The sequence below is a fragment of the Flavobacterium sp. genome (assembly GCF_028712645.1).
Classification (GTDB): domain Bacteria; phylum Bacteroidota; class Bacteroidia; order Flavobacteriales; family Flavobacteriaceae; genus Flavobacterium.
On sequence record NZ_JAQTPQ010000089.1, the window covers coordinates 1 to 13168 of the forward strand.

12 protein-coding genes and 3 tRNA genes are annotated in these 13168 nt (G+C 33.2%); 6 read left to right on the forward strand and 9 right to left on the reverse strand.

What is annotated here, in order from left to right; all coding sequences use genetic code 11:
• The coding region (locus tag PHC28_RS08450) for an ATP-dependent Clp protease ATP-binding subunit (RefSeq protein WP_300098680.1) at positions 1-2006 on the reverse strand (2006 nt) is incomplete at its 3' end.
• Between the two features lie 261 nt (positions 2007-2267).
• Between PHC28_RS08450 and gyrA the strand changes: the two genes are divergently transcribed.
• From gyrA to PHC28_RS18345, 3 genes are read left to right on the forward strand one after another with little or no spacing between them, the layout of a single operon-like run.
• Complete coding sequence (gene gyrA, locus PHC28_RS08455; RefSeq protein WP_300098683.1) at positions 2268-4895, forward strand: DNA gyrase subunit A; 2628 nt, start codon at positions 2268-2270, stop codon at positions 4893-4895.
• Positions 4896-4937: 42 nt separating this feature from the next.
• Positions 4938-6125 carry a tetratricopeptide repeat protein gene (locus PHC28_RS08460; RefSeq protein ID WP_367278014.1) on the forward strand — a complete coding sequence of 396 codons (1188 nt, stop codon included), beginning with the start codon at positions 4938-4940 and terminating at the stop codon, positions 6123-6125.
• On the forward strand, positions 6065-6226 hold the full coding sequence (locus PHC28_RS18345) for a hypothetical protein (protein WP_367278015.1): 162 nt from the start codon (positions 6065-6067) through the stop codon (positions 6224-6226). Before PHC28_RS08460 ends, PHC28_RS18345 begins: the two co-directional genes overlap by 61 nt.
• A 49-nt stretch (positions 6227-6275) precedes the next feature.
• Here the strand turns inward: PHC28_RS18345 and PHC28_RS08465 are convergent, their stop codons facing one another.
• A complete protein-coding gene (locus tag PHC28_RS08465) occupies positions 6276-7037 on the reverse strand; it encodes a C40 family peptidase (RefSeq protein WP_300098686.1) in 762 nt (253 codons plus the stop codon).
• Between the two features lie 31 nt (positions 7038-7068).
• Positions 7069-8247 (reverse strand): acetyl-CoA C-acyltransferase, encoded by a 1179-nt coding sequence (locus PHC28_RS08470; protein WP_300098689.1) that lies wholly within the window; start codon positions 8245-8247, stop codon positions 7069-7071.
• 305 nt (positions 8248-8552) lie between these two features.
• Between PHC28_RS08470 and PHC28_RS08475 the strand changes: the two genes are divergently transcribed.
• The 3 genes from PHC28_RS08475 to PHC28_RS08485 all read left to right on the forward strand — a co-directional run bounded on the left by PHC28_RS08475 (position 8553) and on the right by PHC28_RS08485 (position 8918).
• A tRNA-Ser gene (locus PHC28_RS08475) sits at positions 8553-8639 on the forward strand.
• A gap of 89 nt (positions 8640-8728) precedes the next feature.
• Positions 8729-8803: transfer RNA gene (locus PHC28_RS08480), tRNA-Pro, on the forward strand.
• Positions 8804-8844: 41 nt separating this feature from the next.
• Positions 8845-8918 (forward strand) — tRNA-Arg (locus PHC28_RS08485).
• A 141-nt stretch (positions 8919-9059) separates the two neighbouring features.
• On the opposite strand, the gene PHC28_RS08490 is transcribed toward PHC28_RS08485, so the two are convergent.
• From PHC28_RS08490 to PHC28_RS08515, 6 genes are all read right to left on the reverse strand, one after another.
• Positions 9060-9368 carry a hypothetical protein gene (locus PHC28_RS08490; RefSeq protein ID WP_300098691.1) on the reverse strand — a complete coding sequence of 103 codons (309 nt, stop codon included), beginning with the start codon at positions 9366-9368 and terminating at the stop codon, positions 9060-9062.
• Positions 9369-9500: 132 nt separating this feature from the next.
• Positions 9501-9875, reverse strand: a complete 375-nt coding sequence (locus PHC28_RS08495; protein WP_300098694.1) for a DUF4258 domain-containing protein — start codon at positions 9873-9875, stop codon at positions 9501-9503.
• A 132-nt stretch (positions 9876-10007) separates the two neighbouring features.
• Positions 10008-11201, reverse strand: coding sequence for an alanine dehydrogenase (locus PHC28_RS08500; protein WP_300098697.1), 1194 nt, complete (start codon positions 11199-11201; stop codon positions 10008-10010).
• Positions 11202-11334: 133 nt separating this feature from the next.
• Positions 11335-11805 carry a GNAT family N-acetyltransferase gene (locus tag PHC28_RS08505; RefSeq protein ID WP_300098700.1) on the reverse strand — a complete coding sequence of 157 codons (471 nt, stop codon included), beginning with the start codon at positions 11803-11805 and terminating at the stop codon, positions 11335-11337.
• A gap of 10 nt (positions 11806-11815) precedes the next feature.
• On the reverse strand, positions 11816-12223 hold the full coding sequence (gene tsaE / locus PHC28_RS08510) for a tRNA (adenosine(37)-N6)-threonylcarbamoyltransferase complex ATPase subunit type 1 TsaE (RefSeq protein WP_300098703.1): 408 nt from the start codon (positions 12221-12223) through the stop codon (positions 11816-11818).
• Positions 12224-12291: 68 nt separating this feature from the next.
• On the reverse strand, positions 12292-13168 hold an 877-nt coding region (locus tag PHC28_RS08515), incomplete at its 5' end, for a PglZ domain-containing protein (RefSeq protein ID WP_300098706.1).

Below are 13168 nucleotides of genomic sequence, written 5' to 3' on the forward strand. Positions count from 1 at the left end.
AAAAAACCATCGTCTAAAACTTGAAGCAACATATTGAAAACATCGGGATGCGCTTTTTCTATTTCGTCTAAAAGCAAAACACTGTAAGGTTTACGTCGAATTTTTTCAGTTAATTGTCCACCTTCTTCATAGCCAACATATCCCGGAGGTGCTCCAACTAATCTTGAAATTGCGAATTTTTCCATATATTCACTCATATCAATTCGAATCAATGCGTCTTCAGAATCGAATAATTCTTTGGCCAAAACTTTAGCTAATTGGGTTTTTCCAACACCAGTTTGTCCCAAGAAAATGAAAGAACCAATAGGTCTATTTGGATCTTTCAATCCAGCACGATTTCTTTGAATAGCACGTGAAATCTTCATCACGGCTTCTTTCTGACCAATCACCTTACCTTCAATAAGTTCAGGTAGTAAAGCTAATTTATTACTTTCAGTTTGTGCAATACGATTTACAGGGATTCCTGTCATCATCGAAACCACGTCGGCAACATTATCTTCGGTAACTTCAATACGATTATTTTTCGAATCTTCTTCCCATTGTTCTTGTGCCACGGCTAAATCTTTTTCGATGCGTTTTTCGTCATCTCGAAGCTTAGCGGCTTCTTCATATTTTTGTTTTTTAACTACGGCATTTTTTAATTCTCGAACATCCTCTAATTGTTTTTCTAGTTCTAAAATTTGCTCTGGAACATCAATATTGATGATGTGAACTCGAGAACCAGCTTCGTCCAAAGCATCAATAGCTTTGTCGGGTAAAAAACGCTCTGACATATATCGATCCGTCAATTTTACGCAAGCTTCAATCGCTTCTGGAGTATAAGTTACATTGTGATGGTCTTCATATTTATCTTTGATATTATTCAAGATGGTAATCGTTTCCTCAACCGAAGTTGGTTCAATAATTACTTTTTGAAAACGTCTTTCCAATGCGCCGTCTTTTTCAATATATTGTCGGTATTCATCAAGAGTAGTCGCTCCAATACATTGAATTTCGCCTCTTGCTAATGCAGGTTTAAACATATTGGATGCGTCAAGCGAACCTGTTGCTCCTCCAGCTCCAACGATAGTGTGAATCTCGTCAATAAAAAGAATGATGTCGTCATTTTTCTCTAATTCGTTCATCACAGCTTTCATTCTTTCTTCGAATTGACCACGGTATTTTGTTCCCGCAACAAGACTAGCAAGGTCAAGTGTAACGACTCTTTTGTTAAAAAGAATACGAGAAACTTTCTTTTGAATAATTCGTAAAGCCAAACCTTCGGCAATGGCAGATTTTCCAACGCCAGGCTCTCCAATCAATAATGGATTATTTTTTTTACGTCGGCTCAAAATCTGTGAAACGCGTTCAATTTCTTTTTCACGTCCTACAACTGGGTCTAGTTTGCCTTCTTCGGCCATTTCTGTTAAATCTCTCCCAAAATTATCAAGAACAGGAGTTTTAGATTTTTTGTTGGATTTGTTGGTAGGATTGTTAAAAGTTCCTTCTTTTAAACTGTCATCTTGTCCTGAATCTTCGTTATACGCATCGTTTCTAGGCAAGTTTTCTTTGAAATCTTCTTCGCTTGGTGTCATATTTAGATATTGTTCTTTAGCTGTGTCATAATCAATTTTCATTTTATTCATCAGCTTGGTTGTTGAATCATTTTCATTTCTTAAGATGCACAATAATAAATGTGCAGTGCTGATGGAAGTGCTGTGAAACACCTTTGCTTCGAGAAAAGTTGTTTTTAAAGCGCGTTCTGCTTGTCGAGTGAGGTGTAGATTTTTCTTTTCGTTATTGATTTCTACATTAGTGCTAGCAGGGCTTAAAACCTCTACTTTTCGGCGTAAATAATCTAAATCAACAGATAAATTATTCAATATATTAATTGCTTTTCCATTGCCATCTCTTAAAATACCCAGCATAAGATGTTCTGTCCCAATGAAATCGTGTCCTAATCGAAGAGCTTCCTCTTTGCTGTAAGTAATAACATCTTTTACTCTTGGTGAAAAATTATCATCCATAATATAATTGTAATTGTAAAGTAAATTTAGTGAATTAGTATTTGAAAAACAAAAATCGTTCCCTTTAAGAACTTATGTCAGCTAATTGACAAAAAAAGAATGGAAAAAACGTTAAATATCCCATAATTTATTAACTAAAAAATTAGTTTATTTTGTTAATAAATCATTGAAATTAGTATTGAATTGTTTGCTTAAAAAAATCAAAATGCCGTATATTAGCACGTTTTGAAACTAAAATAAATTTATTAAATATTACAACTTATGTCTGAAGGAGAAAAGTTAATTCCTATTAACATTGAAGATGAAATGAAATCAGCTTACATCGATTATTCGATGTCGGTAATTGTGTCAAGAGCACTTCCTGATGTTAGAGATGGCTTGAAACCAGTACATCGAAGAGTACTTTACGGAATGTATGATCTAGGAGTTACTTCAAAATCTGCCCATAAAAAATCTGCGAGAATCGTCGGAGAAGTTTTAGGAAAGTATCACCCACACGGAGATACTTCAGTTTATGATGCAATGGTTCGTATGGCTCAAGAATGGAGTTTACGCTATTTGTTAGTCGATGGTCAAGGTAACTTTGGATCTGTTGATGGTGATAGTCCTGCTGCAATGCGTTATACAGAGGCCAGAATGCGCAAAATTTCGGAAGAAATTATGGCTGACATCGAAAAAGAAACCGTTGACTTTCAACTCAATTTTGATGATACATTGTATGAACCAAAAGTAATGCCTACAAGAGTTCCTACTTTATTAATTAATGGAGCAACAGGAATTGCCGTTGGTATGGCTACCAATATGCCACCACACAATCTTACCGAAGTTATCAACGGAACATTGGCTTACATAGACAATAATGAAATTGAAATTGACGAATTAATGACTTATATCAAAGCCCCAGATTTTCCAACTGGAGGTACAATATATGGTTATGAAGGTGTTCGTGAAGCATTTAAAACAGGTAGAGGACGTATTGTTATTCGAGCTAAAGTCGGTTTTGAAGAAGTTGACGGAAGGGAATGTATCATCGTTACCGAAATTCCATACCAAGTCAACAAAGCCGATATGATTAAACGTACCGCTGATTTGGTTAATGAGAAAAAAATTGATGGAATAGCCAATATTCGTGATGAATCGGATAGAAATGGTATGCGAATCGTTTATATTTTAAAACGTGATGCTACACCAAACGTAGTTTTGAATACTCTTTATAAGTTTACTCAATTGCAATCTTCGTTTTCTGTAAATAATATTGCATTAGTAAAAGGTCGTCCACAAATGTTGAATCTAAAAGATATGATTCATTATTTTGTAGAACACCGTCACGATGTAGTGGTTCGTAGAACTCAGTTTGATTTACGTAAAGCACAAGAAAGAGCACACATCTTAGAAGGTTTAATTATTGCTTCTGATAATATTGATGAAGTTATTGCATTAATCAAAGCTTCAAAAAATACTGAAGAAGCTAGAGAAAAATTAATCGAAAGATTTAAATTATCAGATATTCAGTCTCGTGCCATTGTCGAAATGCGTTTGCGTCAATTGACAGGTTTAGAACAAGACAAATTAAGAGCAGAATATGACGAAATAATGAAGTTGATAGATCATTTACAAGCTTTATTGGATGACATCAATTTGAGAATTGCACTTATTAAGGAAGAACTTATAGAAATTCGTGATAAATATGGTGACGCTCGTCGTTCATTAATTGAATATTCTGGAGGTGATGTAAGTATCGAAGATTTAATTGCCGATGAGAATGTCGTAATTACTATTTCTCACGCGGGTTACATTAAACGAACCAATTTGTCAGAATACAAAACTCAAAATAGAGGAGGAGTTGGACAAAAAAGTGCAGGAACAAGAGATCAAGATTTCCTTGAAAATATGTTTGTGGCTACCAATCACCAATATATGATGTTCTTTACCCAAAAAGGAAAATGTTTCTGGATGCGTGTTTATGAAATTCCAGAAGGTAGCAAAACAGCAAAAGGAAGAGCCTTGCAAAACCTTATCAATATAGAAAGTGACGATAAAGTAAAAGCCTTTATTTGCACCCAAGATTTAAAAGACAAGGATTACATCAATAGCCACAATCTGGTTATGGTAACTAAAAAAGGTCAGGTTAAGAAAACTTCTTTAGAGAAATATTCTAAACCTAGAGTAAATGGAGTTGCCGCAATAACTATTAAGGAAGGCGATGAATTATTGGAAGCAAAATTAACCGATGGAAATAGCCAAATTATTTTAGCCGTTAAATCAGGAAAATTGGTTCGTTTTGAAGAAACTAAAACCCGACCAATGGGAAGAACCGCTTCTGGAGTTCGTGGAATTACATTAAAAGATGATACTGATGAAGTAATTGGTATGGTTACTGTTAATGATATGAATAGTGAAATTCTAGTTGTTGCTGAAAATGGCTACGGTAAACGTTCTAGCCTTGACGAATATAGAATCACAAATCGTGGAGGAAAAGGAGTTAAAACATTGAATATCACTGAGAAAACCGGAAAATTAATTTCGATAAATGCGGTTACTGATGCGGATGACTTGATGATTATCAATAAATCAGGATTGACAATTAGGATGGCTGTCGAGGATTTAAGAGTAATGGGGCGTGCTACACAAGGTGTCAAATTAATCAACATCAAAGGAAATGACTCTATTGCTGCCGTTACTAAAGTAATGAAAGATGACGTAGCCGAGGTTGTTGTTGATGAAGATGGAAATGTTGTAGAAACTGAAGCAATAGAAAGAGTTAAACCAGTTCTTGAAGTTCTTGAAGATGAAGGAACTGATGATGACGATGATGATTCAGAAGGTGATGATACCGAAGATGAATCTGAAGGAGAGAATGATGAAGACGATTCTGACGATGAAGAATAAAAATTAAGAATATAAATAATTATTAAACAAAAATAGAATATTATGAAAAGTAAATATGTAATACTAGCATCAGCATTATTGATATCAGTAGCTACTTTTGCTCAAAAAGATCAAATTAAAGCTGCCGAAAAAGCATTAAAAGGTGGTAATTCTCAAGAAGCAGTGACCATTCTGCAAGCTGCAGAAGCTGCATCGGCAACAGCTCCTGACAATGAAAAAGCACAGTTTTTCTTTGTAAAAGGAAATGCGTTGTTGGACTTGGCAAATAAAAAAGTAGAAGAAGGAAAAAATCTTTCACTAGCTGCTAAAGCTTACCAAGATTTATTAGCTGTTGAAAAAGCTTCTGGAAAAGATAAATATTCATCTCAAGCTACAACTTCAATTATTGACATTAAATACAAATTAATCAATAGTGCCATAGCTGATACAAAAAATGATAAACATTCTGAAGGCGGTCAAAAGTTATATGATGCTTATTTGTTAGACAAAAAAGATACCATAAACTTATATTATGCCGCTTCTACTTATGTAAATGCAAAAGATTATGTTACAGCTCTTAAATTGTATTATGATCTTAAAACTTTGAATTATTCAGGTAAAGGGACAAGTTATTTAGCAATGAATAAATTGACTAGTCAGGAAGATCCATTCAATACTGAAAAAGAAAGAGATTTGGCTGTAAAAATAGGAACCCACGAAAAACCTAAAACAGAAGCAATTCCTTCGAAAAGAGGTGAAATCTACAAAAATATTGCTTTGATTTTAGTTCAAGACGGAAAAACTGAAGAAGCCAAAAAAGCTATTTCTGATGCAAGAAAAGCAAATCCTGAGGATACTTCATTAATCTTGACTGAAGCCAATTTATATTTAGAAACTAAAGACTTTGAAACTTATAAAAAATTAGTGGGTGAGGCTTTAGAAAAAAATCCTAACGATGCTGATTTGGTTTTTAATTTAGGAGTGCTTAGCGCCAACGCAAAAAACCCAGTAGAAGCAGAGAAATATTATAAAAGGGTTATGGAAATAAATCCTAAATACATCAATGCTTATATCAACTTAGCAGCATTGAAACTAGAAGATGAGAAGATAATTATTGACGAAATGAATAAATTAGGAACTTCTGACAAGGATATGAAGCGTTACGAAGTGTTGAAAAACAAAGGTTTGATTTGTTTAGAAGTACCATTCCATATCTTCAAAAAGCAGTTGAACTTGAACCTGCAAATCTAGATGTTGCCAAAACACTTTTAAATGTTTATTCAGCATTAGAAATGACTCCAGAAAAAAATGCTTTGAAAGAAAAAATTAAAGCACAAGAAGCGAAAAACTAGTAACTTCTTTTAAAGAAAAAAACGTCCTGAGATTTTCAGGACGTTTTTTTTATATAATTTTTTTAATAACTCTAAGTTTGTGTGTGTGTTTATTGGCTTCGGCATTATAAATTCCCAGATGATCTAAACGATCAATTCTCACTTTTCCACTTGCGTGAATGATGTAATTGTCTTCCATAATAATACCTACATGTATGATATTACCTTCTTCATTGTCAAAAAAAGCCAAATCTCCAGGCTCACTTTCTTCAATAAAACTCAAAGGTTCTCCTTGTTTTGACTGTTGTGAAGCATCTCGCATTAATTTGTAGCCATTTAGTTTGTAAACCATTTGTGTAAATCCAGAACAATCAACCCCAAAAGGAGTTTTTCCTCCCCAAAGATAAGGTGCGTTTAAAAACATAAATGCGATACTTAATAGGCTATTTTTGGGTTTTATGCCACTAATTTTTGTTCCTTCAAAATTAAAACTTGATTTATTAATATCAGAATTATTCAAGAATGATAAAGAAGAACCTAAGGGAATTGGTAATAATAAATTATTTGGACCAGTAATATATTCTAATAAATCAGCATTTAATACAATGGCATCTTTTGATAATTGATCAAATTCTGATTCGGAAATTAATTGGTATTGTTTTGAATCTACCCATCCTTCATAATCGTCGTATTGCAATTTTATTTTAGACCATTGTTTGAATTGTTCTAGGATTTCAAAGTGTTCGCCAAACAAAACTTGAGAAACGATTTCACTTTTATCACTAGGTTCAATTCGAAGTGGGATTATAGCTAGATTACAAATTCCGAACATTTAGGCTATTTTAAATTTTGAATCATAAATATTAAATTCTTTCAATGACAATTGCCGAAGCTCCTCCGCCACCATTACAGATTGCGGCAGCACCAATTTTACCATTTTTTTGTTCTAAAACGTTAAGTAAGGTAACAATAATTCTAGCTCCAGAACAACCTAGGGGATGGCCTAAAGATACAGCACCACCATTCACGTTAATTTTATTGTTATCTAATTTAAGAATTTTTGCATTGGCTAAGCCTACAACTGCAAAGGCTTCATTAAATTCGAAATAATCTACATCAGTAACAGATAATTCCGCTTTTTCTAATGCTTTAGGAATTGCAATAGATGGAGTAGTGGTAAACCATTTTGGTTCTTGAGCAGCATCAGCATAACTTCGAATATATGCCAAAGGTTTTAATCCTAGAGATAATGCTTTTTCTTCACTCATCAAAACTATAGCTGCTGCACCATCATTTATTGTGGAAGCATTGGCAGCAGTTACGGTTCCATCTTTGGTAAAAACCGCATTTAATGATGGAATCTTATCTAGTTTTACATTAGTAAATTCTTCATCTTTAGAAACTATTATTGGTTCTCCTCTTCTTTGTGGAACGGCAACAGAAACTATTTCATTATCAAATTTTCCAGCTTCCCAAGCTTTTGCAGAACGCTCATAGGATTGAATTGCGAAGTTATCTTGATCTTCACGGGTAAATTTATATTCAGTTGCACATAAGTCAGCACAAACACCCATTGCATTATTATCATAAGCATCTGTTAGTCCGTCTTTCTGCATTCCATCAACCATTGTGGCAGGGCCAAATTTATAACCATTTCTCAAATGCATATAATGCGGAATTAAACTCATATTTTCCATTCCCCCAGCAACTACAATTTCAGCATCACCACAAAGAATTGCTTGAGTTCCTAGCATCACAGACTTCATTCCAGAAGCACAAACTTTATTGACAGTAGTACAAGCCACAGAATCAGGCAAACCTGCAAATAGGGCAGCTTGCCTTGCGGGAGCTTGACCCACACCAGCCTGAACAACATTTCCCATAAAGACTTCATCAACTAAATTTGGATCAAGATTAATTTTATCCAAAGCACCTCTTATAGCTACAGCCCCTAATCTTGGAGCACTGACAGTAGATAACCCTCCCATAAAACTACCTATTGGTGTTCTAACAGCAGAAACGATAACAACTTTCTTGTTCATAATATTTATGTGTCTTAGTTTGAAATGCGAATTTAATCAATTTGAACAAATACTAAATTACAAATTTGATATTATTGTGGTAATATTTGAGTTAATTTTCAATTATAATTTTTAAAGATTGATTTATTGCCAATAATCATTAAATAAATTAAGTAAACAATATTTTTGAATAGCTATGCATTTGATTGTTAATGTATTTAATTTTCTAATAAAAAAACATTAAAAAAAAGGCTTCAATTATTTGTAAAGTATAGAATAGAAAGTTACATTTGCAACCGCTTAAAAGGAATATAAGTTCTTATATTGGAGAGTTGCCTGAGTGGCCGAAAGGACATGTTTGCTAAACATGCGTATGGGAAACTGTACCAAGGGTTCGAATCCCTTACTCTCCGCTTTTTTTGCAATTCGGGTTGTAGCGTAGCTCGGTTATCGCGTCACGCAATGCGTGAAGACCGCAAAGTTCTTAAATTATTATTTTATTCGGGGTGTAGCGTAGCTCGGTTATCGCGCCTGCTTTGGGAGCAGGAGGTCGCAGGTTCGAATCCTGCCACCCCGACTGATTATTATATTAGTTTTACATTTAATATAATTATCAATGGACGCATAGCTCAGCTGGATAGAGCACCTGCCTTCTAAGCAGGCGGTCGAAGGTTCGAATCCTTCTGCGTTCACATTATAAACTATAAAAACCTCTAAATATTTTAGAGGTTTTTTTATGGCATTTTTTTTTAAAATTTAAAATTTCAGAAGTTCTCAAATATATTTTGAATCAATCCTAGAAATCCATAATTTAGAGCTATTATTAAATAATTCTAACCTTTATCTTCTTCTAAATTATTGTGAGCATCGCCACCAATACTGTAAATATTGTTTTCTTCATCTTCACTACCGATAGTCTCTTGTTTATCATCTAATTCTGCTCCTGGAATGTCTAAATCACCACCAGACATATCATCTTCAAAATCTTTTTGATTAAGTTCGTTTAAATTATTAATTTCAACTGGGATTTTCTTTTTAGAAATATCTTCAGGATTAATATCGATTTCTTTCTTTAATTGATTGTAAATATCCTCATTGGGTCGATATACAAGGGAATTAGGCAACTTATCTTTATTTTTCATTTTATAAATATTTTAATTGAGTTTAAATCACCTGTAAGTTAGTCAATTAAATCAAGATTTATACTAATCTTATTATAAAACAATATTGTTTACTTATCTAATTTAAAAAATTGTAAAAAGAATTTCAAAGTATTATTTTTTAATGATATCATCCAGAACGGCTTTTTCAGGATAATTAATCACTTTGAGTATGATTTCTTGATTTTTTGTAGTTTTCCCTTCGATAATATAAATTTTTCCGGAGCCTACTTTTATATTGCTATTATCAAAATCTACATCTCCATATTGCAAAGTGTTTTTTATATCAATGGTGTCAATCCACTTATCATTTAAGATTTGTGAAGCTTTCTCTGAATAATGGAAAGGTTTATTTCTTAAATCATTCAAAACGCGTGCATTTGGAAAATAATTACAGCGAGTATCTTTTCCACTAAAAATGGCAGCGACAACAAAAGAACCCATTATCAGTCCTAATAAATAATAGGCAAAACGGTGTGCAAATTTCATATAAGTAAAAAATTATTTGTTAGAGGTCAAATATGCTATCGCCTTTTTATTTATAGGTGTTTGTTTGTAACAACCTTTTTTTAGTGGCGATGTCATAAATTATTTTTTTGCCAAAGGTAAAATAAAGTTTATTTAAAACACGATTAAATTAATATCGTTATTTGGCAAATCAAACCAGTCACCAATGGCTTTATTAGTTAGGATTCCGTGGTATGAATACACTCCATTTTTAAGACCATTATCTCTGCGAATGGCGCTTTCAATTCCTCCATCTTCCCCAATCTGCAATAAAAAAGGGGTAATAATATTACTTATCGAAAGGGATGCTGTTTTTGAATATCTCGAAGGAATATTGGGTACACAATAATGCAAAACACCATTTTTCACATAGGTTGGTTTTTCGTGAGTAGTAACTTCTGAAGTTTCAAAACAACCACCTGTATCAATACTGACATCAACGATTACAGCTCCTTTTTTCATGTGTTCGACCATAGTTTCTGTAACAATGACAGGGCATCTTTCTTTACCTCGCATTGCGCCAATGGCTACATCACAACGTCTAAGCGCTTTTAATAAGGATTTAGGTTGGATAGTTGAAGTAAAAATTCGTTGGTTTAAATTGTTTTGTAATCGGCGAAGTTTTGTGATTGAATTATCAAAGACTTTTACATTTGCACCTAATCCAATGGCAGTTTTAGCAGCAAATTCACCAACAGTTCCTGCTCCAAGAATTACAACATCAGTAGGAGGTACGCCGGTTATGTTTCCAAATAATAATCCTTTCCCAAATTCATTGGTAATCATTAATTCAGCAGCAATTAAAATCGAAGCAATACCCGCAATTTCGCTCAATGCTTTTACGGCAGGATAAGAACCGTCTTCATCTTTTATATATTCGAATGCAAGTGCTGTGATTTTCTTTTTGGCTAAAGCCGAAAAATAGGTTTTTTTTATGGTTTTTAACTGAATAGCTGATAGGATAATAGCTTGAGGGCTTATCATTTCTATCTCAGCAATGCTTGGCGGTTCTACTTTTACAATCATTGGACAGCTAAAGACTTTTTTAGTGTCTTTTGTAATTTCGGCTCCAGCGTCAGCATATTCTTTATCTGAATAGCTTGAATTTTTACCCGCTCCAGCTTCTATCATCACTCGATGTCCCTGATAAGTTAATGAATTTACAGCATCAGGCGTTAGACAAATTCTACGCTCTTGATAACTATTTTCTTTAGGAATACCAATGAAAAGTTTGCTTTTAGATCTTGTTATTTCAAGCTTTTCTTCTTGAGGCAGCAGCTGTTGTTTTGTAAATGGAGTAATTGCCATTGTTTTCTATGAAATTAGTGGTACAATTTACGGAAAAAGATTAGAATCTGTTCATTATAGTATGATAAATTCAGTTTTCAGTCCCAGTTTTTACTTGTATTTAAAAACTGAAAACTGCAGCTAAAAACTAAGACTAAATAATTTTCTCCATTTTAATATTGGCTCTTTCATAAACGCCTTCCTCTAAAGGCACTTCTACAAAGCCAAATTTCTTATACAGATAAATAGCAGGTAATAATTTTCTGTTTGAATATAAAATAAGCTTTTTAATTGTTTTCTGTTTGGCGATTTTTAAGGAATGTTCCATAAGTTTTTGCCCGATTCCAAGTCCTTGAATACCATCGGTTACAGCCATTTTATTCAATTCGAAAGTGGTTTCGTCTATTTTTAATAAGGAAACCGTGCCTACAATTTTGTCATTGTATTTTGCGTAAAAAATCATTCCACCTTTGTCGATAATTTCGCCTTGAGGATCAGAAAGCACAAGTTCGTCTTTGGGTTCCACTCTGAAATGTTTTTTCAGCCATTCTAAATTTAAGATTTTTATTTCTTCTTTTAAAGAGGGTGAAAAGGGAATGATTGTTATTTTATTGTCTAAATTCATAGTGTTATAATTAACTTAATTTTAAAGAGCGTTTACTATCAGAAAGCAAGGTAATGGAAATTACCGAATGCGAATATGGAATGAGATTTTGAATTTTTTCGGCCCATTCGATAAAGCACCAATTGTCAGAATATAAATATTCATCGGCTCCCATATCCAAGGCTTCCAATTCATTATTTATTCTATAAAAATCAAAATGATAAACTATTTGATTGTTAGTTGTTTGATATTCATTAACTAAAGAATACGTCGGACTATTTGTCATCTCGTTTACCCCAAGTTGTCTTGCCAAAGCTTTTATCAAAGTTGTTTTACCAACACCCATTTCACCATAAAAAAGAATGACTTTATTCGGGTTTTGTTCCAAAATTTGCTGAGCAACTTCATTAATTTCGTCTAATGAAAAAGTGATTTCCATCCTTTAAAATGTTTGTGGTTTGTAGTTGTGGTAACTTAAAACTAATAATCGCTAAACTATAAAACGTTCTATTTTGGATTTAAAATTATAAAAGGGATAATCATTTCTTCTAAAGAAATTCCTCCATGTTGATAAGTGTTTTTGTAATAACTCACATAATGATTGTAGTTGTTTACGTATGCTAAAAACAAATCATTTTTTGCAAAAATATAAGAACTACTCATATTAATAGTTGGCAGACCTATTTTTTTGGGTTCTTTCACGGCATAAACATCTTTGTTTTCATAAGATAAACTACGTCCAGTTTTGTAGCGCAAATTGAGGCTTGTATTTTTATCACCAATCACTTTTGATGGGTTTTTTACGTTAATGGTTCCGTGATCTGTAGTTAAAATCAATTTAAATCCTAAATTTTGTGCTTGTTGGATGATTTCTAAAAGAGGAGAATTCTTAAACCAACTCAAGGTCAATGAACGATACGCTTTATCATCAGAAGCTAATTCTTTAACCACATCCATCTCGGTTTTTGCGTGCGAAAGCATATCTACAAAATTGTAAACCACCGTAACTAAATCATTGTTTTTTAATGTTTTAAAATTCTCGACCAGTTTTTTTCCTCCAGCCAAATTAGTGATTTTGAAATAATCTTGTTTGATATTTAACCCCAATCGTTTTAATTGAGCTGTCAAAAACTCGGCTTCATATAAGTTTTTACCACCTTCTTCGGGATCATTTTTCCAATATTGAGGAAACTGTTTTTCCATTTCAAGTGGCGTCAAACCTGAAAAAATAGCATTTCTTGCATATTGTGTTGCTGTTGGTAAAATGGCATAATAGGGTACTTCTTTTTCCAATTTATAATGATTGCCTACGACACTTTCGAAAACTTTCCATTGGTCGTAACGCAAGTTGTCAATGACAACAAATAAAATAGGTAGATCGGAA